A 24,158-nucleotide genomic window follows, 5' to 3' on the forward strand; every position below is an offset into this window, starting at 1 on the left:
AACCAGAGGGGTATTATCGAACACTGAACGTCCCACTTCCGACGTCGGTCCAAGTGCCCCCCTCTAAGAAATAGAGGTGCTGGCTAGGACGAACATGTCCACTAAGGGACTCCATCGCATCGCGTGAGTATCGGTCGAACGCAAGGACATAGTCGTTGTTTCCATACCACTTTCGCTGCTCGCCGCCTTTGTTGTAAGGGATCCACTTCTTGCTGTGGGCGTCTATGGAATCAATAGATGATTCGTTTGATGAAAAACCACTGAGTGAGATTTCCCACCAATAGCGCATGAAGCTGTCGTTGCGACCAGTGTGAATGCCCTCCCGAAGCTCTGCCACTTCCCCAATTGGTTTGTTGCCTTCAAAGCAACCCCTTAACGCATCGCTAGCATCAAAAGCCATCGGACAACCGGGAATGGCTCTAAGTCTCTCTTGCGACAATTCAGTACAGTGCTCACGACGAAGAAAAGCGGCCTCCTTTTCAAGATGATCGCCATCCACCAAACTGAAGAACGACGACCGGTAACTCGGCATTCCCGCAACCTGCAAGTTGAACACAGTTGTCCGAACGACCTGACCGCCGATGCTCTCGAATGCACTTGATCCGAGGTGAGCCATCGAGAGGATGGTATGATTTAATACGATCTGTTCCCGCAAAGCTTCATAGGTAGGAAGGAACATCCAACTATCTCTCGATATTATTGAGATGCGGCTACCGCCTAAAGATCCACGAAGTGCTCGTTCAATGAATAGGGCATAGAGATCTGTGCGCCTGACAGCGAACACAGCCTTAACCCATTTCTTGAGAATTGCGGGAAAGTAGTCGCTTGTCATATACGGCGGATTCGCCACCACCGCATCGTACTGCGCTGCCAGCAATTCGGCCTGTTCTACCTGCGGCCCTAAGCGCTTGAGCGCCTCCGCCACAAACAGATCTTGAGTCGTAGTCTCGCTCAGCTGCTTTAGCGCCGGCAGCTTTGCCGCCAGTTCCTCGGGTACCTGAATCAACGACCCAAAGGTTGTCGCGTGCTCGAACAGGCGTTTTAGCTCGATAAGATCGCCAATCTCCAGCCCATAGTTCGCGAGCGCCATTTGCACTTCGGGGTTTTGCGCCAGCCCCTCTGCATCAAAGCCTGCGCTGTCTTGCAGTGCCATCACATTGAGCTTTACACCGCGCTCAAACAGCCGCCGGTCATCGGCGCGGCCCTTCATCATCAGCGCAAAGCCCGTCAGCTGCGCGGCGCGCTCATCGATATCGAGGCCGAATAGGTTCTTCTCAAGAATCAGTTGCGGTAGATCCCGCTGCCGATAGCCGCGCTCTAAATAGATGGCCTTAAACAGCTCATAGGCCTCCACCAGAATGTGCCCGGAGCCACTGGCCGGGTCGATCAGGGTCAGCGCTTCGGGGTTTAGGCTATCCGGTGTCATGGCGGCGAGTTCCGCATTGACTTCATCGGTCTGCTCGGCGGGTTCGATGTAGTACGCCATCTGCGCCTTGAGGGGTGACTCGGGATAGGTCGCCAGCCATTGAGCTCCCAACGAGTTCTGCACCATGTACTTCACAATCCAATTGGGTGTGAATAGCTGGGTGGCCGCCGGAATATCTTCTGACTTAACCACCTTGCCGATCACCTGATCTTTCTTATCGGAGATATAGAACTGGTACAGCCAGCCGATAATCTCGATATCCTGCCAGTCCTGTTCCGGAATCCCGGCGATTAAGTCGCGAATCAGTGAGTCGGTTTTAGTGAGGTTTTGCGGCAGCAGCAGTTCGGTGGCATCGTCGAGCGCCTCAAACAAAAATGGCATGGCGCTGTGCAGGGCGTGACACTGGGCCAGTAACAGCTCGCGGTACAGCGCCTCATCTTTGCTGCCGTCCAGTTTCAACTCGACTAGGGTTTCCCTATCCAGCCCGGGCAATTCGATATCCAGACAGTCATCCAAAATCTGGAAACCTTGCGGGTCGCTGGGGTGTGAGAGTACGCGGCGGCCATGGTCGAGATAGCCTTTGAGCTCCATAAAACGGATAGCACAGAGACGGTTAAACCAACTGTAGGCGGCCTGATCCATGGTGGCGTGGAAGCCTTGCGCTTGCACCTGCTGCTGAAGGGCATTGCGGGCACGGGCAATACTTTTCGGAAACGGGCGCTCGCCAATCAGTACAAGGTCACCCTTTTGCACCATCGGCTCAATACACTCAGCCGTGATGCCATAACGAGCCGCCTGGCGGGTAACGGCATCGATAAAATCAATACGGGCTTTGGGCGCGTAGCGGGCGATATTATGGGTATTCATTGCAATATCAATTCCTGGGCACTCAACCGCAGCGAGCGCTTTACTATTTATATTCAGTGGGTTGCTGAGAGAACGGCGAGCTGTTCCAGGCGTTGGAACAGGAGCTCTTCACGCTCGGTGGCGCCCTCGGCCTGGCTCTGAATGGCATAGGGGAGATTGCTATGCCCTAGCAGCTTGGCCACCTCTGTGGCGATGTAGTGCCTGACGCCTTTTTCCGCAGCCTCTACTTCTGCCTGAAGCTCCTCACGGCCGTCAATGAGGTTGAGGATATCCTCAATATCACGACTGGACATGGGGTCACTGTTGCCCCGCCCTTTATAGGCCTCCAGTTTGGTGGCGATAAAATAAACGGGATTGATAAGGTTAATGTCCAGCTCATCGCTGAGGGCGTAAGTGGTGGCGGTTTCCACGGCATCGCGGTACCAGCGATTGCCAAAGCCGAGGATTGTTTCATCATCGGGCATAAAATCAACGCGCAGATCACCTAGCCGCATTGCGCATACCGGGAAGTCTTCGTCAGAGGCAGCGCTGTACTGCTTAAATCCCCGCCCCCGCAATTGCTCTTGCAACTGATGGAAACCCACGTAGCCCATCACGTGGACGATAAGGTCCACGTCATCGGTATGGCGCACTTGTTCCTGCGTGTAAGTATCGGTGAGCAGCAGCCCGGTGGTGCAGCCGCCCACGAACGTCATTTGCCGGCGCAGCACGGGACCCAGCGCCCGCGCGACCAATTTCAACATGTCGATATGCCGATTAAACGCGGTCATTCGGGAAGCTCCAGATGCTGCTTTAATAGTTTGGCGGCGAGATTGCGCTCGCGGGGCTGGCCTATGCGTATGGCATCGACCAACGCCAGTAAGGCATACATCTCCGGGTCTCTCTTTACCGCTTGGGGAGCGCTTTTAAATAAGGGAGCGACTTCCATACCTTTGGTATTGCCTCGGGCATCCGCCCAAACTGGCTGTAACTCGCCTGCACTCATCAGCTTTTCCTGTAAAACCGGAGCGGCAAAGGCCGTGGCAATACCGCGAGTGATTCGCCCGGGCCTTGCCGGGAAGACATAGCGAAGGCCGTACAGGATAAATTCGTACAGTGCTTTGGTATTCGCTCTGGGCACGCCGAGCTTGCGATCTTTAATGGCCAGGCCAACCTCGATACAGCGATTCAGGGACAGGCTGATCTGGCTTTTGCTAATACCGGTCTCCGCCGCCAGGCCCCGTGCCGAATATTCAAAAGCCGGCAGAGTACCCAGCGGTGCAAGCACATCGCCAGCAGCCGGCGGATCTTCTGGCTCCCAGCCTTGCCAGTCGTCAGGCCAGGCCTTTCTCGCTCGGTCACAGCCTCGCTGCGCCTCCCGCTTCTGCAAAGAGACCAGTTTGAGCAGCAAACCAATATCTTGACTTTTCATATCTCCCCACCCTTGTCTGTCCCAAGTCCCGGGACAAAGGACAAGGTTGATCTTATACTTTTAAGAAAGCAAGCGCTATGGGGGGAAATTTGCAGTGCCGAGCGTCATTATTTGGCTTTTTAGCTCAATCGAATGCGCTTTTTGCCCTCAATCGCGGTTTCCAGCTCCTCTCTCAGGGCGGTGAGGAACCGATCGATATCCTCCCGGGACTCCAGATAGGCACCGCTGTGGACTTTGTTCAGCACACTACTCGCATTAATCACGACGGCGGGGTTAAGCCCGGCTGCTGCAGCAGATGCCGGGACAGGCTGAATGCCAGCGGACTGGGGAGCCAGCTCTTTTATCTTGCCGCCGGCGGCCGGGGCACTTTTCTTAGCCGCTTCCTTGGTAGCTTCCTTAGCAATCGCGTCTTGTTCGAGGCGCGCTTTAGCCGCCAGCTGCCGCTCTAGCTCGTAAAGACTGTCCTCCAAACGCTCTTCAGCGGTTTGCTGTTGCAACATATAGATCTGGGCAATACCGGTCTCGGCCTCTATATCCTTTTTGACCTGCTGCAAGGGATGCAGCAACGAGTTACTGAGTTCCGGGGTTCCAATACCGCTTTTCGCGATTTCAGCCAGAAGCTGCTGGACTTTAAACTCAACACGTTCACAGGCGTGTTCACGGCGCTGTTGCAACAGCGCTTTATTGACCTGATCCAAGGTTTCTACCAACTCGGCAACTTTGTTCAGTTGGCCGTAGGGAGATTTGGCCTTATTAATATGCTCCAGTTCGGCCAGTGCTTTGGCCGCAGCAGTATTCTTTTCCAGCTCTACACGGTTTTTACCGAAGTGCTGCAGGGCATTTTGGAGCTGCTGCCAGGTGTGTAACTGCTTGGTAAAGAAGTCATGGATATCCCGGTAGTCTTCCTCCAAGTCCAAGTAATCATTTTTCTTGTCTACCAGTGCTTTGAAAAAGTCAAAGCTCTCCCGGTTGGCCAGCAATCGCTCGAGGGTAAGCAGGCAATCTTCTATCTGCGCGGCACCTGGAAAATGACCGACATCGGTCTTGCTTTTGTAGCTCTTCAGATGAGCGAGCCACGCATTGAAGTGCGTGCGGTAAAAATCAAACAGCTCTTTTTCTGCGTCTGGGCCGAGGGCGTTGAACAAATCCCGGGTTAAGTCGCGCGCCTTTTTAAGCACGGTATTATCGGTCTGCCGCTTTTTCTGTACCGATATCTCACGGCGGCGACGGCTGTTGTTAAGATCTTCGAAGATCTCCTTAACCGGCAGCGATGGACCTCCGGCATGGAAGGAGATACGCCCTGCAACAGCAAGACGCCCAAGAATAAGAAGAATTTCACCATCGGGCCAACCGTAGGGCCGAGAGGAAAAACGCCCGATTATATCGCTGACAAGCAGCCGGTCTCTCTCGGCGCGCAGAGCAATAAACTGCTCCACTTCCTTGACCGCCTGGGGATTGCCCTCTTCACCATCCAGGGCGAGTTTCATTTGACCCAGGTCATCGATGGTCAATACCGCCTTTAATTCCCGCAAAGGCTCCTTTTGCAGGACTTTAAGCTGAGAAAGCTTGTTATAAGTGTTTTCCAGCAAGTACTTGCAGGCTTCATCATAACGGCTAGCAAGGCTATTAGTGGGCAGTTTGAGACGCTGGCCCAGGGCATAGCTCTCTGCGCGCAAAAGTAGATCTTCTAATGCTATGCGCAAGCGCTTGCGACGGTCCTGGTTTTCGCGGCCCCGATCGGCAAGGATACGAGTAATATCGGCATTGCTGCCATCGTCATTCAGGCGAATGAATTTATCGGTTTTCAGCCAGGTGCGCAGTTCGGTAAAGAATTGCTTGTCATCGGCTAGTTTCCACAGGGCCAAGCCACTGCCTTCGGTAGATTTGTTGATGCAGCCTGCCTCGTTGTATTGAGCATAATCGAGGTCCTGCGGAGAGACGATTTCAAGTCGCAGATCAGCTTCGTAGCGGCCATCCAGGGTGTGGCCGTCCAAGTAGCGGCCAATACTGTAATCGGTTTTATTTAATGGATAGCGGTATTTATTTTTGTCTTTAAACAGGTCCTTGAAAATCAGCTCGGAGAGCGCTTTATTTTCATCGCTACTCGCAATTTCAACCGCTTTGATCTTACGGGTAATATCCCGCTCTTCATTGGTAAGGAACAGGAACTCATCACCGTTACGAGTAATTAGGCTTTCTTTTTCCAGCCGTTGAAGCGTTTCTTCAATGCGTTTGCGCAGTGCAAGCTTATCTTCATCGATCTTTTCAATGGATAGCGTGACCAGATTATCCAAAGTGCCTTTGACCAACTCTACATAGCGGATCATAAACAAAGTGCGCAATATCTGCACATCAAATACATCCAGAGAGGCGTTCTGATTGGCTTGATCAATAGTTCGTTTTACGGCGGTATCGAGAAAGCCCTCTACAGCGCGATAAAAACTGTGCATAGGTACCAGTGCACCAACCCCCTGGTCAGAGATACTCTGTGCGGCCATTTGAAATGCGTCGAGCATGGAGCGCTCGCCGTAGGCGAGGTGCGCACCCGTAGCGCCCACCTTGCGAATTTCTTCAAAGACCTTTTGGACCAGCTGGAAATGATAGGGGGCGAACGGATAGTTAACGACGAAACTTTCGGCACCATCGAAATTGCGCAGAGTGGGGCCAGTGCGATCGAAGGTGATTTGGTTACGTAAAATATCGCCGCTCTTTTCCCAGGCACTGCGCAGCTCACTTTCCGCTTTGGGAGTCTTACGCAACAGTCGCTTTTGAATCACCTCATCCGTATTTGAGCTGGACAGGGATAGGCGGGTTTTGAAACGGCCTGCAATCTTGGAGAAGTCGTTTGCCTTACTGGCGGTGAGTTCACCGATTACCGCCTCCATATCCGCCTGGGAGGTCACAATGATCCAGGCTCGACCACCACAGATGGTGCCCAGGTTCTCGGTAATGGTCTGCAAGGTGAGCATCAGCCTAGTATTGGAACCGATAAACTGGCCTACCTCATCCACCATAAAGACTATGCGCTGTTCTGGCCCCTTTCCGTCCAGGTACTCTTTGACCCAGCGGCAGAAGTTTTCCACAGAAACAGAGAATGTCTCTTCCGATGCTTCAAACCACTTATTGGCGGCCTCGGGCGAGAGGTTCAAGGCAGTTGCAATAGCCTTTTCTATATCGTCTTGATAAAACTGGTAGCCATCGCGCTCTCTTTCCCAAGTCGAGCCTGTGCTATCTGCAAATGCATCCTTGAAGCGTTGGTAGGCGCCCTTCTGCGCCAGATGGCGTTCCATATGCGCGATATGCGGGTGGTCACCGCTGAATCCCTGATGCTCATTAAATACGCGCAGAAATACATTTAAAATCGGATTACCAGCGTCATTGGAACTGGCCTTGCTGTCGATATTGAACAGGATGACATCTGCAGGGTGGGTAACGGCCTTGTCCAAGTCTGCGCGGATCATGGCATCGCGCAGCTTTTGCTCATCAAAAAATTCCACTGCCTGACGCCTATTGCCATTGGTAGCCTGAGCTTCGATATTGGCCAGCAGGTAAGACAGGGTTTTCAAAAAATGCGATTTACCAGAGCCGAAAAAGCCGGAGATCCATACTCCCACTCGGTTTGCGATAGAGGGGTCGCGCAGGTCGGTGCTGTAGCTTTCAAAAAAAGCGCGGAAGTGGTTTTCCAGCTCATTGGTGACGACGTACTCATCCAGCTCCTGCCAAATCGTGGCATCGTCGGCTTGATCAGCCTTAACCACGCCATTGATGGATCTATCCAGGGATTTGGAAAACAGGTCTTTAATGATCATCACAAGAATCCTTGTACCACCGATTATGTGCGAGGAACGAGCGGGAATGCTCGGTAGTAGTTATTGCTGGAAATCTGGTTAAAAAGGGTAAGGCTCTGGCCACTATATTCACCCGGATAGAACAACACTACTGGTTTGTGTCCGAGCAGGGCGTGGAGCTTGTTGAGCAAATTGTGCGCCCGCAAAACAGGCCAGACTGAGCCGACACCATGAATCAGAATCATATCCTGCTCGCCCCCCACAATCTGATCCATTAGAAAGGGGCCAAAATTATCCATGTGCATAGGGCCCGCCAGGGCTTTTAACAGCGCCTGATCACCTTTTGCTAACTGCATCTGATAGGCTTTGTCGAGAAAGCGACGCTTGGATAGGTAGTCCCGCATAATCTGCAGCAGGTTAATAGTGGCTACCTTTAAATGAGGGTGTTTCCTTTCTAGAAAACTGGTAAGAAAACCAAGGTACTCTCGGACTTTCAGTTCCTCTTCCGGCGCGTAATCAAAAATCCAAAATCCAATTTCATTTCCGAGACCTTTCCCCTGGAGAAACTCATGAGAGAGGATTTTGTCTGGAATCTGGTTTAGCCGTTCTTCTAGCGGCTGAATCATATCGCGACCTTTACTTCATTATTTTTGATCTATGTCAGAGAGCACTGGAAATATTGAGACACTTTTTAATACGCTGGCAGCGACTGCCATCCAGGAGTCCGTTTACCTCAGGCCGCACCAAAATATGCTGCAACTGAGGATTGCGGGTACTTTTCACAAACCCCACCTCTGCCAACATTCGAAGTACCACCTGCCCCATTTTCTTTTTGGATGACTCGGTCCAGTTCCCGATCTTACTATCGCGCTCTACCCTTTCCTCAAGAAAGCTGCCCCACAAATAGGGTTCTAACTTCTCAGCTTTAACGGCGAATGCATCGCTAACGACAGCTTCAACAAACTCCACTAATAACAGATTCCGCGCTAGGGCTGCAACAAATGCGACCTGGGTGGCCAGCTGCTCGTCACCGTCTCGCAACACTCGCCAGAATGGTCGATCAAGACGCTCCAACCGCTGGCGCAATGCGCGGGATTGGCGCTTGGCCGTTGCCGGACTGCGCTTCTGTAGTCGGTTATTCACCTGGATCTCGAGCTGCCACCTTTCCGCATCGACGCCCTGCAGTAGTAATTCTGCGACCACCCGGCACTCGCGCACTTGCAGAGAACCAGCAGTGAGATCACTATCGTAATGAAAGTTATACATATCGAATATCAGGCTTTAGATACAACCGGCCAGTGTACCGGGCAAAAGTACTTAGTCAGCAGAATTTGCCCGTTGCCTCCCACACGCCAGAGCAGACATGTAGACAGGAATTTCTTGCGAGTTTATCCGAGAGCATGACCAAGTTCACGCCATCCAGCCAGTATTTCTAATGATTTTAGGGTTTCACCACTAAGGGACTGTGGGAGGTTTGAAACCATGTGAGGAGTCAGGATTATTTCAACTACACCAGCACAATTTAAAGCCAACAAAAACCAATTCTTCCCATTATATGGTTGCCGCTACGATATGTTTTGGGTAAGCGCTTTTGGTTGCTAGTCAGAACCAGACAGAAGTGATACATGCTGCTGTCACCCATACCCTACTCACAGCAACAAGCGCGCCCCAGCGATTCCGGGGAGCCCCTACCCAACTATAGGCCTCTGATCCTTGCCTTTTAACTTAACCTTTTGAGTATTTATAAGAGCTATTTAGGGGGTAGCAGCTTCCAAATTGAATCGGATAGCACCGGATGACAACGAACGAGAGCGGAGGGCTGTGTACCCTCCAGATAGCAAAAAGCCCGGATTTACCGGGCTTTTTGGATGATTCCGAACTTCTTCGGATCTTGATGTGGTGCCCAGGGCGGGACTTGAACCCGCACGAGCATAGCTCACTACCCCCTCAAGATAGCGTGTCTACCAATTCCACCACCTGGGCAAAAATCTTTTACTGCTGTTCCTCACTTTCCTGGTTAGCAGCTGGCTCTTCTGAACCGGTGCTGTCTGCAGGAATCTGCGGGATATCGCCAGTTTCCAAATCTGTTTCGAGCTGCGGGATATCGCTGTCGATAGCCGGCAGTTCTTCGGCTGGGCCAATTTGCTGTACCGCTGCTGGAATTTGCGGAAGGTCCGCATCAACATTGGTGCCTGCACCTTGCTTAGCCAGGATGGCCAGGCCGAAACTGGTGACGAAGAATACCGTCGCAAAAATTGCTGTCAAGCGGGAAAAGAAATTTCCGCTACCTTGACTGCCAAAAACTGTCTGGGACGCGCCCGCACCAAAGGATGCACCGGCTTCGGCACCTTTACCTTGCTGCAACAAAATCAGGCCAATAATGCCCAATGCGGTCAAAACGTGTACAACTAATACCAATTTTTCCATTTTCTGGAAACTCTCTACCGGGGTCTAAACAACCCGTTATTCAGTATTCGCCAACCCGCGTGCTGTCAATTCAGACAGCAGCGCGACAAATCTCAGCAAACTCGCCGGCATCCAGCGAGGCTCCACCCACCAGGGCGCCATCAATATCTGCCTGGGCAAAAAGCTCCCTGGCATTTGCGGATTTTACACTACCGCCATATAAAATCTGTACTTCAGCGCCCAAATCTCCCAACTGCGAGCGAATAAATGCATGTACAGCTTGGGCTTCATCAGGAGTAGCAGTTTTTCCGGTGCCAATGGCCCATACCGGCTCATAGGCAATCACGGACTGCTTCCAGCCAGCCGAATCAATGATATCGGCAACCGCTTGAAGTTGTTTTGCAACCACTTCGAGAGTGCGCTCCCGCTCGCGTTCTTCAAGGGTTTCCCCGACGCAAAGTATTGGAGTCAATCCCGCCTCTTGGGCCGCAACAAATTTTTTCGCCACTAACTCACTGGTTTCTCCATAGAGACTACGGCGCTCAGAATGCCCGACAATAACGTAACGGGTATTCCAATCCAGTAACATGCTAGCGGAAACCTCACCAGTAAACGCCCCTTTGGGCTCCTGGCTAAGGTCCTGGGCACCCAGACTAAAACCTCCGCTCTTTTCCGCCGCTTCAGCCACTAGGCCGAGATATGGAAAAGATGGGCAAACAACAACACCGGACTTCACACCTTCGAGGTTGAGTTCGGTGAAAAAACGTTCGGCAAACTCGCGGCTGCCGTTCATTTTCCAGTTTGCTGCTACTAGCGGTGTTCGCATGTGTGCTCCTTCAAGGGGCGCAAATCTTAGCGACATTGACGCCAACATACAACCAAAATTATACGAGTTTCTTCTACGCCCCAAGAGGACCGATTTACTACGGGTTAAATCGCAGCAGATCAGTTATTTCCAATTCGCTCCACCACGGAGGAAATATCTTTGGCCAGCTGTTCCACCAGGGCGCTGTCGCGGCCTTCAACCATTACCCGGATCAGAGGCTCTGTGCCCGATGGCCGCAGCAGCACACGTCCGCTGTCTGCGAGCTGGCGTTCTGCATCGACAACAATGGCCTTAACGTCTGTGTGATCGAGAACACCATCGCGATGAGCCAGTTGCACATTAATCATGTGCTGGGGGAGCATTGTCATACGGGATTTAAGCTGATGCAAGGGCTCATCAAATTCACACAGGCCACGCAGTACCTGCAGTGCGGCAATGATACCGTCGCCGGTGGTAGAAGCATCGGCACAGATAATGTGGCCTGACGACTCACCTCCCAGCTTCCACTGATTAGCTGACATTTTCTCAAGCACATGGCGGTCGCCCACTTTGGCTCTCTCAAACGGGATTTTGTTTTCGCGCAATGCAAGCTCAAAACCGTAATTGCTCATCAAGGTGCCGACAACACCACTGCAACCGCCCAGGAATTTATGCTGGTGCATAGCGATGATATACAGCAGCTGATCGCCATCGACCAATTCCCCATTGGCATCGACGAACAACACCCTGTCCCCGTCACCATCAAAGGCTATCCCCAGGTCTGCACCGCGCTTAACCACGGCCCGTTGCAACTGCTGTGGTTTAGTGGAGCCGCAATCTAGATTGATATTGAGTCCATCAGGGCCCGCTCCAATTACGCTGACTTCTGCTCCCTGCTCACGAAACACCATTGGCGCTACGTGATAAGTGGCACCATTGGCGCAGTCGAGGACAATTTTCAACCCCTCAAGGGAGAAACCCCAGGGCGTAGAAGCCTTACAAAACTCAATATAACGCGCGGCTGCATCATCAACACGATAGGCGCGACCGAGATCGTCGGAAGTTTCCATCGGCAGCTCGAGAGCGGCTTCAATCTCCAATTCAACCTCATCCGGTAACTTGGAGCCTTCAGCGCTGAAAAACTTAATGCCATTGTCGTGGTAAGGATTATGGGAGGCGCTGATAACAATGCCTGCACCGGCATGGAAAGTCCGGGTCAGGTAGGCGATCGCCGGAGTCGGCATTGGCCCCAACAGGGCGACATCCACGCCAGCATTAATCAGGCCCGCCTGCAGCGCTGCCTCAAACATGTAGCCGGAGACCCGAGTGTCCTTACCGATAAGGATGCGGGGACGTCGGTGGTGTTTAGCTTTGGAAATTCTTCCCAGTACCTTGCCCGCTGCATATCCCAGGCGCAGCATAAAATCGGGAGTAATTGCTCCCTCGCCAACGCGACCACGAATACCATCAGTGCCAAAATACTTTCTTTCCATAACGCTTCTCAATTGTGTACTTCGCCGCTTTTCTGTTCTGTCGGAAAACCACAACAGGACCCTGCGGCTTAAGGTCTCTGTAAGACATCACTCATCAAATTTCGCTGCAAACCAATTGCTGCATGCGCAACACATCCACGGTTTCCGCAACATCGTGGACACGTAAAATTCTTGCGCCTTTTTGCGCAGCCAACATGGCCAGGGCCAGGCTACCGGGGAGTCGGCCATCTACATCTCGATCGAGCAGGCGGCCGATCATCGACTTACGCGACAAGCCTGCCAGTATGGGCATATCCGCCGGCGCCAGCTGCGACAAATTACGCAACAACGCCAAATTGTGCTCATCGGTTTTGCCAAAGCCAAAACCCGGGTCGAGAATGAGCCGGTCCCGTGTCACCCCCAGATCGATACAGAGATCGACCCGTTTCTGCAGATACCTGGCGACATCCTCTACAACATCAGTGTAAGACGGATCATCCTGCATAGTGCCGGGCTGACCCTGCATATGCATCAGGCAGATTGCCAAACCACTCTCTGCGGCTGCTTCCAGTGCTCCTGGGCGCTCCAGGGCACGAACATCATTGATCAGTCCCGCCCCTACCGCAGCTGACTCACGCATCACTGCCGGGGTACTGGTATCGACAGAGATGATCGCGTCAAAGTTCGCTTTGATCGCCTCCACCACCGGCACTACCCGATCCAGCTCCTGCTGTTCGGTGACCGACGATGCGCCAGGGCGTGTCGATTCTCCGCCAATATCCAGGATTTTCGCTCCCTCAGAGAGCATCTGTTCTGCTCTCTGCAGAGCCAGGGTCAAGTCCAGGCTACCGGAGGCATAGTAATTGCCACCGTCGGAAAAGGAGTCCGGCGTTGTATTCAGAACCCCCATAACCACCGGTTGGGAGAGGTCTAGGGTGTGGTTACCACAAATAATTTTCATTGGCTGAAATAAAAAATGCCGGATTGGAACAGGCTATCGCCCTATCCCCAACCCGGCATTTGGTTTTGTCCAGTTAGTCGCTCCGGAGAATCAGTGGCCGTTTAATGGGCCGCCGACGGTATTGCTCTTATCCGCCTCAGTTGAGGCTTCTGTGGTTTCAGTATCCTGGGTCGGGCTGTTTCCACCAGAGCCGAAGTTATTGTCTTCCCAATCCCTCGGTGCGCGAACTTTGCGGCGAGCCATCAGGTCGTCCACCTGCTCCGCATCCAGGGTTTCGTATTCCATCAGCGCATCTTTCATCGCTTCAAGAATATCTCGGTTATCCTCCAACAGCTTTTGTGCTCGCTCGTAGCAGACATCGATAATACGGCGCACCTCCACATCAATTTCATTGGAAGTCTTGCCGGAAACCGGATTGCCCTGACCGGGCTGGCCACTTTCATCTTCGCCGTAATGCAATGGGCCGAGCTTTTCGGACAAGCCCCACTTGGTCACCATACTGCGCGCCAAGTCAGTGGCCCGTTCGATGTCGTTGGAAGCGCCGGTAGTAACACCGTCGATACCCAGGGTCATTTCCTCGGCAATACGGCCGCCAAACAGGGAGCACAGTTGCGATTCAATCGCGCGCTTGGACAGGCTGTACTTGTCTTCCTCTGGCAGGAACTGGGTGACACCCAGAGCGCGGCCACGGGGAATAATAGTTACTTTGTGTACCGGGTCATGCTCGGGTACCAGTCGACCAATAATGGCGTGACCGGCCTCGTGATAGGCGGTATTCACCTTCTCCTTTTCATTCATCACCATGGACTTGCGCTCGGCACCCATCATGATCTTGTCACGGGCGCGCTCAAACTCTTCCATGGTTACCGTGCGTCTATTGGCCCGCGCAGCAAATAGGGCGGCTTCGTTGACCAGGTTAGCCAGATCGGCACCGGAGAAACCAGGGGTTCCACGGGCAATAGTTTGCGGATTCACCTTGTCGTCCATAGGCACTTTACGCATATGAACCTTGAGGATTTGTTCGCGGCCACGAATATCCGGCAGCCCAACAAATACCTGGCGGTCAAAGCGACCCGGGCGCAACAGGGCGTGGTCCAGTACATCCGGGCGGTTGGTCGCTGCAATTACGATCACACCCTCATTACCTTCGAAACCATCCATCTCAACCAGCAACTGGTTCAGGGTCTGCTCGCGCTCATCGTGACCGCCGCCAACGCCGGCTCCACGGTGACGGCCAACAGCGTCAATCTCGTCGATAAAGATGATGCAGGGAGCCTGCTTCTTGGCTTGGTCAAACATATCCCGCACCCGGGAAGCGCCCACACCAACGAACATCTCAACAAAGTCAGAACCGGAGATGGAGAAAAAAGGTACTTTTGCTTCGCCGGCAATTGCTTTGGCAAGCAGGGTCTTACCGGTACCGGGAGGGCCACACATCAGTACGCCACGGGGGATATTGCCACCCAGTCGCTGGAACTTGGTGGGATCGCGCAGGAACTCGACCAGCTCCTGTACCTCTTCCTTAGCTTCATCTACTCCGGCAACGTCGGAAAAAGTTGTCTTGATCTGGTCTTCGCCCAGCAGGCGCGCCTTACTCTTACCAAATGCCATAGGACCTGAGCGACCGCCGGCTCCGCCCTGCATTTGGCGCATAAAGAACATAAACACAGCGATAATAATCAGGATCGGGAAGCTGGCTACCAGAAGCTGCTGCCAGATACTCGGTGACTCAGGCTCGCGACCAACGAATTGCACATTGCTGCGAACCAGCTCATTGGTGAGTTCATCGTCGATAATCTGTGGCTGGATAGTCTTGAAGCGGCTGCCATCGGCTTTTTCGCCGGTGATCACCAGACCGTCTACGATCACGTTCTTAACTTGGCCCGACTGCACATCCTGAACAAAGTCGGAGTAACTGAGAGCCTCATCCCGTGACTGCGGTTTAAAGTTTTGAAAAACCATCAGCAGTACCGCTGCGATGATCAACCACAGTACCAGGTTCTTTGCCATATCATTCAAAGGGATAGCCCTCTCGCTTTCGCAATCAAAATCCGTTCATTCCGGCAATGCCGGCCACATCAATACCGGATAAAACCAGTATAGGTGCGGGGGGTCAACAGCCTTCGCCCCCGATACAGGTATCGCTTATACCATATGGGGAGTCAGACTAGAAATACGCCGATGTTCTCAGTCGCTCTCAGCCCTTAAATCCTCGCGCCACCACGTATACTTCACGTGAACGGGGGCGGGAAGCACCAGGTTTGCGAGTTACGACACTGTTGTAGCTCCCACGCAAGTCGCGGATCAACTCGTCGAAACCCTCTCCCTGGAATACCTTTGCAACAAATGCACCACCGGGCTTAAGTACCTGCCGGGCCATATCGACCGCCAGTTCCACCAAATACATGGAGGCGGGCTGATCAACATCGCGTATCCCACTCATATTGGGGGCCATATCGGAAATCACAAGGTCTGCCAGTTCATCGCCCATGCGCTGTAACAGTTCACTGAGCACCGACTCCTCGGTAAAGTCCCCCTGGACAAAGTCCACACCGGCCAGCGGGTCCATCGGCAATATATCTGACGCCAAAACCTTGCCTTTGTGCCCTACCAACTCCATCGCTACCTGGGACCAGCCCCCTGGAGCCGCACCCAGGTCAACAACAGTCATTCCCGGCTTGAATAAGCGGTCCTTATTTTGCAGCTCCTGCAGCTTGTAGCTGGCACGGGAGCGGTAGCCCTCTTTTTGGGACTGTTTGACGTAATGGTCATTAAAATGTTCACGCAGCCAACGGTGGCTGCTCTTAGATCGGCCCATCGGGTACAATGCCTACAATCACTACAGCTTAATTGTAAGAGCGGCCACTGGCCGCGATCGGGTCCGCCGAACAAACGCTGGCGACGATCGCGGTCTGTGGCCGCTCCCACATCGAATTCCACAAAGTGGTAATGGAGTATTGTATGCCTTTAACCGCCGACCGCAAAAAAGCTCTTCGCTCTCTGGGTCACAATCTGAAACCTGTCGTGACCGTAGCCGGCAATGGGCTGAGCGAGGGGGTGATGGAAGAACTGAACCGGGCACTCGAAGACCACGAGCTGATCAAGGTCAAACTGATGATCGCCGACCGGGAAGTACGCCACCAAATCGTTGGTGAGCTTTGCGAAAAATCCTCATCCGAGCTGGTACAGGAAATCGGCAAGATTGCCCTGATTTTCCGTGCAGCGCAAAAACCGGATATTCGCAAATCCAACCTGCTGCGTTAAATAGAGGGGAGCTAACACTCCCCTTTTCTTTCTCAGCCAGTAGCAACTGGCTTACACAACACAGGCAACTCCCAGGATTCCCCAGTGGACAGCCGTGTCAACCAACATTTCTCACCATTGCCGACTAATTGAAACTTGATCGGCCGCCCCATATCCCGGCCAATCAGAGCCATCTTTTTGGGATCATTCTCAATCACCAAAATAGTATCGTCCACAAACACCCTCGGGCCCAGGGTCACATTAACCCCACCCAGCGCTTGCGAAACTGCCACCTGCAGCTTGTCCTGAATCTCCGGGCTCGTTTCCAGTAACAGTGCCGGTTGTGCAGTTTCAATATTTTGCTGGGAGGAGCAGCCAAGACACATCAATGCAAAACCACAAAGTTTAGCCAAAGCTGCCTTTTTCATTTTATTTCACCATTATGCGGTTACTGCGAGAGACTTCCTTGGTCACTCGTGCATTGAAAGCGGGGGCACCCTCGCTTTCACCGGAAATGGAGAATGCGCTAACCGCAATATCTCCACATTCGCCAGTCTCAATGTAATTCAACGCAGTGGCAAATCGCGCTTCATCAGCATCACCCAGGAGATTGTCAAAGTCATCACCAATCACACACCCGGGCAAATCAGCATCAGTTCCATAATTACCATTGGGTACAAAGCCATCGGAGTAATCGCCAAAGCCTTTTGCATTCACACCGGAGAACTGAATAGTGAAATAAGTGGTGCCACAGTTATCCAGGGGATAAAAACCGTAAGGCTTACCGCAAGTAGTCTCACCGATCTGAATAACTTCTACATCAATTCCGCGCAAGCCATTGATAATGGCCTCACTGGCTGAGCAGGTATTTTCACTGGTTAAGACAAACAGCCGCGACAGATTTAAAGTCGGCAATTCTTCCCCGTATAAAGACTCATCAACAAAGCCCAAACCGGTCGAGTAGAATGGAGTCCCATCCAATGGCGCTCCGGTAATTGGATTAGTTTCCGGATGCTGGTCGTTAAACTGGGCAATTTCAAATACCTGCCCCGCAGTATTATCACCTGCGATCATATAAGCTAACTCTGCAGCGATATCGAGATAACCACCACCGTTATAACGAAGGTCTAGTACTAAATCGTCAACAGACACAGACTCAAGCTCGCTGACAGCATCAATCAATTCCGCTTCGGCTGTCGCAATATGATCATTGAACAACATATATCCGACTTTGCGGCCCGAATTTGTGTCCACCGTTTTAACATATTGAACAGGATCTGATTGCACTGGTGATGCAACCAAAGTGACAGTCTCAATCGCTGAAGAACCCAAAGGTCTTATTTCAAATACATGGGACTCACCATCGTTTTCCGGCCACATACCGTAATTTAAGGTGTCGACATCATCACCATAAGCCAGGTCAACGCCGTCCACACTGATAACTTCTGCACCGCGGGTGATAATATCCGGCAGATTACCACCGTTTTCCTCATCCAGATAAGCGACTACCGCTTTACGTGGCGGCTTATCGGAAAGTAGAGCCCACTGGACACCATAACCTACGTACACACCAGATTCAGTTTGTGAATACCACTCATCTGACGGAACCGTATAATGGAAGCGGTCCTTCTCTCGACCGGAGGGAGTTAGAGCGAAAGTTCTTAGCTCTTCGAAATAAGCTAAAGAATCATCGAAGCTCGCTGGATCCTGGTCTTCAATCTCGTCGTACCATAGGTAGAGCTCATTACTCATTGAGCGCAGCCAGTTATTCTCGTCCTCGCGGGTGCCCGCTACATCAGCATAAGCTGAACCCGTTGCTGGGTCTGTGCCACTGCGGGGAGCAACACACCGGCTCGCATAAGTTGAGACAGGCAGGAAGTTATCCTTTTCCCAAGTGCCGCCAACGGCAGTTGGCGTCTCAGAACCATCTCCACTATCAGAGTCAGAGCTACCTCCGCCTCCCCCACAGGCTGCCAAGCCTAAAGCTCCCAGAGTAACAACCCCTGCTAAAGCTAGCTTACGTAGACGGATTTCCATCCCCAAACTCCTATTAACCTTTTTATTAGTAAAGATATGTAAAGCGGTGGAGCCTACCACTATTTGAAAAAGGGTTCGATAACCAAGTTTTTCATCAAAAGAAATTGCTAAACCAAAATACAGAAAGGCCTGAAGAGGCACATTACAATTTGTACCCCACCAGGCCTTTCAGTACAAAATAGGTTAATTACTATTAATAACCCGAGTCAGCAACTAATTGCCGACTTTACCCAAAACCCCCTGCAAACTATCTTTTGCATCACCGAACAGCATGCGTGAGTTTTCTTTGTAAAACAGCGGGTTAGCAACTCCCGCATACCCGGAAGCCATAGAGCGCTTAAGGATAACAACCTTACCAGCCTTCCAAACTTCCAATACCGGCATGCCTGCGATAGGCGAGCCCGGTTTTTCCACTGCATCCGGGTTTACCGTGTCGTTAGCACCGATCACCAAAACCAAATCTGTAGCGGGAAAATCTGGATTAATCTCATCCATTTCCAGAACGATATCGTAGGGCACATTAGCCTCAGCCAAAAGCACATTCATATGTCCGGGAAGACGTCCAGCTACCGGGTGAATACCAAAGCGCACTGTTTTGCCCGCTTTTCTCAGACGATCGGTCAAGTCACTAACCGCCTGCTGTGCATGGGCTACCGCCATTCCGAATCCGGGAACAATAATGATACTGTCCGCCGCATCCAGTTCATCCGCAAGCTCCTGTTGATCAATGGCAATTACTTCACCATCGACTTCCTCATCGGAAACTTCACCACCATCAGAGCCAAATCCACCGAGAATAACGCTGATAAAAGAGCGATTCATTCCCCGGCACATGATGTAACTCAGGATGGCACCGGAAGAACCCACCAAGGCGCCCACTACAATTAACAGGTCATTGCCCAGCATAAATCCGGTAGCGGCAGCGGCCCAACCGGAGTAGCTGTTTAGCATGGATATAACCACCGGCATATCAGCGCCGCCAATAGCCGCCACAAGGTGAATACCTAACAGCAATGCAATTGAGGTCATTAACAGCAAGTTAATAACCGTACCCGCATGCACATCTGCCGGTACAAACAACACACCTAGAACAATACAGGCCAAAATGGCAATCAAGTTAAGCCAGTGCCGGGCCGGTAGCATTAATGGTTTCCCGGAAACCAATCCCTGCAACTTACAAAAAGCAACCAAAGAACCGGTCAGGGTAATTGCCCCAATAAATACACCCAGGTATATCTCAGTGCTGTGGACAACATGAGCAGCCCCGTGTAACTCCACAACCGGGTCGAGGAAACCGCCCCAACCAATTAATACCGCAGCCAGGCCGACGAAGCTGTGTAGCAAAGCCACCATTTGTGGCATTTGAGTCATAGCCACACGCTTGGCTAGTGCCAAACCAATCACCGCACCGACGATCATGGCGATGGCGACCATCCAGTAAGCCCCGGCGGCCACTCCAGCAATAGTGGCGATAATGGCAACTGCCATTCCCACCATGCCGTAAATATTTCCCCTGCGCGCAGTTTCGTGACTGGATAAACCTCCCAGGCTCAAGATAAACATCACTGCCGAGAAGAGATAAGCCATTGCAATCATACCGTTCATCACTCTCTCCTCCCCTTACCGGCGAAACATTTTCAACATACGGTAGGTCACAAAGAAACCACCGAATATATTAATACTGGCCACCAACACGCCGATGAAAGCAAGCAGGCTCACCAAACCCGAATTGGCAATTCCAAGCTGTACTAATGCACCAACAACCACAATGCCGGAAATTGCATTAGTAACACTCATTAACGGAGTGTGTAGCGCATGGGTAACATTCCAAATCACTTGCCAGCCAACAAATATTGCCAGGACAAATACGGTAAAGTGCGAGACGAAATCAGGAGGTGCCACACGACCCAACCACAACAATAAGATTGCCGCGATCGCCCAAAATGCAAAAATAGATACGGGAGATTTTCGTTTCTCAGCTTTCTCCTCAACAATTTTCACTTCCTCAGTAGCTTTCACCGATGGCTTGGGCTGAGCCGAAATTTTTGGTGCGGGTGGAGGCCAGGTAATCTCACCGGATTTAACCACTGTGGCACCACGAATCACTTCATCTTCAAAATTGAGATTAATCTCACCATCTTTCTCTGGAGTTAGCTCCCCAAGCAGGTGAGCGAGATTGGTTGAATACAGGCGCGAGGATTGTGCCGCTGCTCGACTGGGCAGATTGGTATAACCAAGAATAGTGACGCCGTTCTGCTCCACTTTTTCATGAGCCACCGTATAGTCACAGTTACCGCCCATTTCTGCTGCTAAATCCACGACGACAGAACCTTTAGGCATACTGTCGACCATATCTGCAAGCCATAATTTCGGAGCGGGTTTCCCCGGAATTAAGGCAGTGGTAATCACAATATCCACTTCTTTGGCCTGCTCGCGGAACAGTGCCATTTCAGCATCAATAAATTCCTTCGACATCACCTTGGCGTAACCACCGGAGCCCGAGCCTTCCTCCTCAATTTCTACGGTGAGGAATTCAGCCCCCATGGACTCCACTTGCTCACGTACTTCAGCGCGGGTATCGAAGGCCCGCACTATAGCTCCCATGCTTTTTGCCGTCCCTATCGCTGAGAGCCCCGCTACACCAGCGCCAATAACGAGTACTTTTGCCGGGGGAATTTTTCCTGCAGCTGTGATCTGCCCGGTAAAGAAGCGACCGAAATTATGGGCAGCCTCCACAACCGCACGATAGCCGGCAATATTTGCCATGGAGCTGAGCGCATCCATTTTTTGCGCGCGGGAAATTCTTGGAATCGACTCGACCGCTAGCGCATTGATATCGCGCTCGGCAAGCTTCTGTAGGAACTCGGCATTTTGTGCCGGCTTCAGAAAGGCGATCAGCGTAGCCCCTTTGGGAATCAGGGCCAACTCTTGATCAGTTGGTGCTTGTACTTTTAATACTATGCCCGCATCAGCCAGGCACTGTTGCATATCCTCACGGATTTCTGCACCGGCTTCAGCATAAGCTTCATCAGTAAAACTGGCCCTGTTACCAGCCCCCTTCTCCACCGCTACGGAAAAACCCAAATCGCGTAATCGTCTTACGCTATCGGGAGTCGCTGCAACACGTGCTTCTCCCTCTGCGGTCTCTCTAGGTATGGCTATAATCACCGCCGTGCCCCTCTTAGTTGATTTTATGAACTTACAGCTACATCTACCTCAAAAAGTATTGGATTGCCCAATTTATAAACAGATCGAGTGTAAACGTCGTCAAAGGGGATGAAAAGGGGGATAACCTGATAGCCGTAATTGGTGAAATTAATAAGACTATATATCCTGAATTGGCTATATAGACCTGAGAGAAATAAGCAAAAATTAGTCTCGCTCGAAACCTTTTCCCTGAAGTTAAATTGCTATTTGTTTATCCAAAATATAAGGGATTTTCCTTTTTGAATGGCCTCACCGATCAATTCACTATGAATTTTTAATCCAAAAGAATCCCCACGGTAGAGCAAGCACCTGCAAATAAACAGAAACTACAAAAATTTAGGGGTAACTGACTATTTTTAATAACCAAAAATAGATCACCAAATACATCATGTTAGTTAAATATTATCGACGAATACGGATGCCACATTACGTTTATAACAAAAAATAACGCGCCATGTGACAGTCTATTCACGCAAACCACAAATGTGCAGATGATTTTGCTTCCATAGTACCAAGTCACACTTTTCTGCCTGAAAAATATGTACTAGCCCCCTACTTGTGCAAAAAAAACAATATCCGCAGAATGTCGCACCAGGAAAAAGCAGTAACATCAGATTTATCTCATGGAATTAGAGACATACATCCACTCCCCCACCTCTGCGTATTTGGCACAACTATTGATTAAAAGTTGGTAAAGCCCAATAAAAATTATTAGATGAGTGCCGCAGTAAATTGTGACTAATCCAAGCCCTGGAATCATGCTGGTCGATGACAATCCCGAGCGCGCCCACTTGGTTTGTGAGCGATTACGTGCTGCTGGCTACAGTATTCTTGCCCAGATCAATAGTGCCGAGGGGCTCCTCTTCCAAGTGGAAAAATACCGTCCAGATATTGTGCTGATAGACATCGAATCCCCGGACAGGGATATCCTGGAAAGCCTGGCCATAGTCAATCGTGAGGCGCCAACCCCAGTGGCTATGTTTTCAGGTAGCGGAAACGCAGACTTTATTAGTCGCGCGGTCGACTCCGGGGTAAGCGCTTATATGGCCGAGGGAATGACTCCTGAGCGCGTGGCACCGGCGATAGAAATCGCTATGGCACAATTTAAACATTTCCAGCAATTGCGTCAGTCTCTCGAGCGCACCCAGCAGCAACTCACAGAGCGAAAAGCGATCGAGCGTGCCAAAGGCCTATTAATGGCCAAGAAGAACCTCAGTGAAGAGGATGCCCATAAGACCTTGCGCAATCTCGCGATGAACAGCAACTCGACCATCCATACAGTTGCCGAGCAAGTAATCCAATATTTTCAGAAAGAGCATTAGAGTACCGATGTCAGCCCTTCTGTGCCCGGAAAAAAAGACCATCAAACTGCTTTACCTGCGCCTGACCGACAGCGCACCGCTGATTGTCGCCAAGGAGCTAGGCTACTTCCAAGAATATGGATTAAAGGTACAGCTGCAAAAAGAAACAAGCTGGGCCACCCTGCGAGACAAGTTAATTGCGCGCAAAGCAGATGCTGCAGCAATGCTCGCTCCTATGCCCCTGACACTTGAACAAGCACTACCCAATTGCCACGAACGCTTGTTAAGTGGATTAATTCTTAGCTGCAACGGTAACGCTATTACGCTTTCCGCAGAATTATTCGAACGTCTGCAAAATTACTGTGAAGGTGACTCACAAAGCGATATCGCCTTGGCGCTAAAGCGCTACCTGCACGACAATAAATACTCACCTACAGTCAGACTCGCTACGGTTTATCCATTCTCCAGTCATAGCTTGCAATTAAGATACTGGTTGCGCTCTGCCGATATCGACCCGGACCGGGATATAAAACTGGTGGTATTACCGCCTGAACAAATGCTGGAAAACCTCCACAGTGGCGTTATCGATGGCTATTGTGTAGGCGAACCCTGGAACTCCCTGGCCGCCCACAAAGGGTCCGGCGTGGTTATTGCGGCTTGTAATACACTGCTGCCAGCTATGCCGGAAAAAGTGCTGACCGTCACTGAAAGCTGGCACCAAGCCAACCCTGCGACCCACCTGGCCCTAAGGGCCGCTCTTCTCAAAGCCTGTACCTGGCTTGCCGCACGCGCAAACAGAGCCGAAGCTGCCAAGCTCTTGTCCCTGGGGCAATACCTCAACTTGCCTGAGGAGCTGATTCAGCGCTCCCTCAATGACCAGATTCTCTACCACCGGGACCGGGAGATTCTCGCCAATCCCGGCTGGCACCTCTTTGCCCATATTGATAACGACTGCGGGCGTCCAACTCAGGAAAAAGCACGGCAGCTGCTGGAGATGTATTCAGACCTGGGGAGTTCGACACTCCGTGCAGCAGAAGCCTATCGTCCAGACCTCTATCGGCAGACAGTGGATTTCCTGCTCGCAAAAAAATAGTGGCACATTAATTGAATGGAAATAATTCGATGATGCAATTGCCTTCCCTCAGGCGCATCAGCGCGGTGAAGCGGTTGTTCGCCGAATATAACGGGCAACGAAGTCCATCGTCTGCAGTCAAGCGGCTGCAGCTGTGGGCTT

19 protein-coding genes and 1 tRNA gene are annotated in these 24,158 nt (G+C 51.6%); 3 read left to right on the forward strand and 17 right to left on the reverse strand.

Annotated features, from left to right (window positions below; genetic code table 11):
- Nucleotides 1–13: 13 nt before the first annotated feature.
- The 13 genes from pglX to rlmE form a co-directional block, all read right to left on the reverse strand.
- Complete coding sequence (gene pglX, locus ACJJIM_RS16255) at nt 14–2,293, reverse strand: BREX-1 system adenine-specific DNA-methyltransferase PglX (RefSeq protein WP_444911473.1); 2,280 nt, start codon at nt 2,291–2,293, stop codon at nt 14–16.
- A 53-nt stretch (nt 2,294–2,346) separates the two neighbouring features.
- On the reverse strand, nt 2,347–3,003 hold the full coding sequence (locus ACJJIM_RS16260; protein ID WP_444911474.1) for a hypothetical protein: 657 nt from the start codon (nt 3,001–3,003) through the stop codon (nt 2,347–2,349).
- A gap of 56 nt (nt 3,004–3,059) precedes the next feature.
- Nucleotides 3,060–3,704 (reverse strand): hypothetical protein, encoded by a 645-nt coding sequence (locus ACJJIM_RS16265; RefSeq protein WP_444911475.1) that lies wholly within the window; start codon nt 3,702–3,704, stop codon nt 3,060–3,062.
- A 119-nt stretch (nt 3,705–3,823) separates the two neighbouring features.
- A complete protein-coding gene (gene brxC, locus ACJJIM_RS16270) occupies nt 3,824–7,513 on the reverse strand; it encodes a BREX system P-loop protein BrxC (RefSeq protein ID WP_444911476.1) in 3,690 nt (1,229 codons plus the stop codon).
- A 23-nt stretch (nt 7,514–7,536) separates the two neighbouring features.
- A complete protein-coding gene (locus ACJJIM_RS16275; protein ID WP_413663225.1) occupies nt 7,537–8,118 on the reverse strand; it encodes a DUF1788 domain-containing protein in 582 nt (193 codons plus the stop codon).
- Between the two features lie 34 nt (nt 8,119–8,152).
- Nucleotides 8,153–8,758 (reverse strand): DUF1819 family protein, encoded by a 606-nt coding sequence (locus tag ACJJIM_RS16280; protein ID WP_413663226.1) that lies wholly within the window; start codon nt 8,756–8,758, stop codon nt 8,153–8,155.
- A 631-nt stretch (nt 8,759–9,389) separates the two neighbouring features.
- Nucleotides 9,390–9,475: transfer RNA gene (locus tag ACJJIM_RS16285), tRNA-Leu, on the reverse strand.
- A 9-nt stretch (nt 9,476–9,484) separates the two neighbouring features.
- On the reverse strand, nt 9,485–9,919 hold the full coding sequence (gene secG, locus ACJJIM_RS16290; RefSeq protein WP_413663227.1) for a preprotein translocase subunit SecG: 435 nt from the start codon (nt 9,917–9,919) through the stop codon (nt 9,485–9,487).
- Between the two features lie 70 nt (nt 9,920–9,989).
- Complete coding sequence (tpiA, locus tag ACJJIM_RS16295; RefSeq protein ID WP_444911477.1) at nt 9,990–10,724, reverse strand: triose-phosphate isomerase; 735 nt, start codon at nt 10,722–10,724, stop codon at nt 9,990–9,992.
- A 119-nt stretch (nt 10,725–10,843) separates the two neighbouring features.
- On the reverse strand, nt 10,844–12,196 hold the full coding sequence (gene glmM, locus ACJJIM_RS16300) for a phosphoglucosamine mutase (protein WP_444907344.1): 1,353 nt from the start codon (nt 12,194–12,196) through the stop codon (nt 10,844–10,846).
- Between the two features lie 94 nt (nt 12,197–12,290).
- On the reverse strand, nt 12,291–13,136 hold the full coding sequence (gene folP / locus ACJJIM_RS16305; protein ID WP_444911478.1) for a dihydropteroate synthase: 846 nt from the start codon (nt 13,134–13,136) through the stop codon (nt 12,291–12,293).
- Nucleotides 13,137–13,226: 90 nt separating this feature from the next.
- Complete coding sequence (gene ftsH / locus ACJJIM_RS16310) at nt 13,227–15,146, reverse strand: ATP-dependent zinc metalloprotease FtsH (protein WP_444896163.1); 1,920 nt, start codon at nt 15,144–15,146, stop codon at nt 13,227–13,229.
- Between the two features lie 187 nt (nt 15,147–15,333).
- Entirely contained in the window at nt 15,334–15,954 is a 621-nt protein-coding gene (rlmE, locus tag ACJJIM_RS16315) for a 23S rRNA (uridine(2552)-2'-O)-methyltransferase RlmE (protein ID WP_108734402.1), read from the reverse strand.
- Nucleotides 15,955–16,097: 143 nt separating this feature from the next.
- Here rlmE and yhbY point away from each other — a divergent pair, with 143 nt between their 5' ends.
- A complete protein-coding gene (yhbY, locus tag ACJJIM_RS16320; RefSeq protein WP_108734403.1) occupies nt 16,098–16,400 on the forward strand; it encodes a ribosome assembly RNA-binding protein YhbY in 303 nt (100 codons plus the stop codon).
- Nucleotides 16,401–16,432: 32 nt separating this feature from the next.
- Here the strand turns inward: yhbY and ACJJIM_RS16325 are convergent, their stop codons facing one another.
- The 4 genes from ACJJIM_RS16325 to ACJJIM_RS16340 form a co-directional block, all read right to left on the reverse strand.
- Complete coding sequence (locus tag ACJJIM_RS16325; protein WP_444911479.1) at nt 16,433–16,807, reverse strand: hypothetical protein; 375 nt, start codon at nt 16,805–16,807, stop codon at nt 16,433–16,435.
- Nucleotide 16,808: 1 nt separating this feature from the next.
- Nucleotides 16,809–18,416: a S41 family peptidase gene (locus ACJJIM_RS16330; RefSeq protein ID WP_413663232.1), complete on the reverse strand. Its 1,608-nt coding sequence runs from the start codon at nt 18,414–18,416 to the stop codon at nt 16,809–16,811.
- A gap of 213 nt (nt 18,417–18,629) precedes the next feature.
- On the reverse strand, nt 18,630–20,021 hold the full coding sequence (pntB, locus tag ACJJIM_RS16335; protein WP_413663233.1) for a Re/Si-specific NAD(P)(+) transhydrogenase subunit beta: 1,392 nt from the start codon (nt 20,019–20,021) through the stop codon (nt 18,630–18,632).
- A 15-nt stretch (nt 20,022–20,036) separates the two neighbouring features.
- Nucleotides 20,037–21,584, reverse strand: coding sequence for a Re/Si-specific NAD(P)(+) transhydrogenase subunit alpha (locus ACJJIM_RS16340; RefSeq protein WP_444896160.1), 1,548 nt, complete (start codon nt 21,582–21,584; stop codon nt 20,037–20,039).
- Nucleotides 21,585–22,357: 773 nt separating this feature from the next.
- On the opposite strand from ACJJIM_RS16340, the gene ACJJIM_RS16345 reads away from it, so the two are divergent.
- Both ACJJIM_RS16345 and ACJJIM_RS16350 read left to right on the forward strand, forming a co-directional pair.
- Entirely contained in the window at nt 22,358–22,945 is a 588-nt protein-coding gene (locus tag ACJJIM_RS16345) for an ANTAR domain-containing response regulator (protein ID WP_282931354.1), read from the forward strand.
- Between the two features lie 7 nt (nt 22,946–22,952).
- Nucleotides 22,953–24,017 carry a CmpA/NrtA family ABC transporter substrate-binding protein gene (locus ACJJIM_RS16350; protein ID WP_444911480.1) on the forward strand — a complete coding sequence of 355 codons (1,065 nt, stop codon included), beginning with the start codon at nt 22,953–22,955 and terminating at the stop codon, nt 24,015–24,017.
- The last annotated feature ends 141 nt before the right edge of the window (nt 24,018–24,158 follow it).

It is taken from the genome of Microbulbifer maximicatervae (SeqCode) (genome assembly GCF_052467615.1).

Bases quoted from the DNA above. Each gene is read 5' to 3' on its own strand.
- pglX (WP_444911473.1), bottom strand. From the start codon at position 2,293: ATGAATACCCATAATATCGCCCGCTACGCGCCCAAAGCCCGTATTGAT.
- ACJJIM_RS16265 (WP_444911475.1), bottom strand. From the start codon at position 3,704: ATGAAAAGTCAAGATATTGGTTTGCTGCTCAAACTGGTCTCTTTGCAG.
- brxC (WP_444911476.1), bottom strand. From the start codon at position 7,513: ATGATCATTAAAGACCTGTTTTCCAAATCCCTGGATAGATCCATCAAT.
- ACJJIM_RS16275 (WP_413663225.1), bottom strand. From the start codon at position 8,118: ATGATTCAGCCGCTAGAAGAACGGCTAAACCAGATTCCAGACAAAATC.
- ACJJIM_RS16280 (WP_413663226.1), bottom strand. From the start codon at position 8,758: ATGTATAACTTTCATTACGATAGTGATCTCACTGCTGGTTCTCTGCAA.
- secG (WP_413663227.1), bottom strand. From the start codon at position 9,919: ATGGAAAAATTGGTATTAGTTGTACACGTTTTGACCGCATTGGGCATT.
- tpiA (WP_444911477.1), bottom strand. From the start codon at position 10,724: ATGCGAACACCGCTAGTAGCAGCAAACTGGAAAATGAACGGCAGCCGC.
- glmM (WP_444907344.1), bottom strand. From the start codon at position 12,196: ATGGAAAGAAAGTATTTTGGCACTGATGGTATTCGTGGTCGCGTTGGC.
- folP (WP_444911478.1), bottom strand. From the start codon at position 13,136: ATGAAAATTATTTGTGGTAACCACACCCTAGACCTCTCCCAACCGGTG.
- ftsH (WP_444896163.1), bottom strand. From the start codon at position 15,146: ATGGCAAAGAACCTGGTACTGTGGTTGATCATCGCAGCGGTACTGCTG.
- rlmE (WP_108734402.1), bottom strand. From the start codon at position 15,954: ATGGGCCGATCTAAGAGCAGCCACCGTTGGCTGCGTGAACATTTTAAT.
- yhbY (WP_108734403.1), top strand. From the start codon at position 16,098: ATGCCTTTAACCGCCGACCGCAAAAAAGCTCTTCGCTCTCTGGGTCAC.
- ACJJIM_RS16325 (WP_444911479.1), bottom strand. From the start codon at position 16,807: ATGAAAAAGGCAGCTTTGGCTAAACTTTGTGGTTTTGCATTGATGTGT.
- ACJJIM_RS16330 (WP_413663232.1), bottom strand. From the start codon at position 18,416: ATGGAAATCCGTCTACGTAAGCTAGCTTTAGCAGGGGTTGTTACTCTG.
- pntB (WP_413663233.1), bottom strand. From the start codon at position 20,021: ATGAACGGTATGATTGCAATGGCTTATCTCTTCTCGGCAGTGATGTTT.
- ACJJIM_RS16350 (WP_444911480.1), top strand. From the start codon at position 22,953: ATGTCAGCCCTTCTGTGCCCGGAAAAAAAGACCATCAAACTGCTTTAC.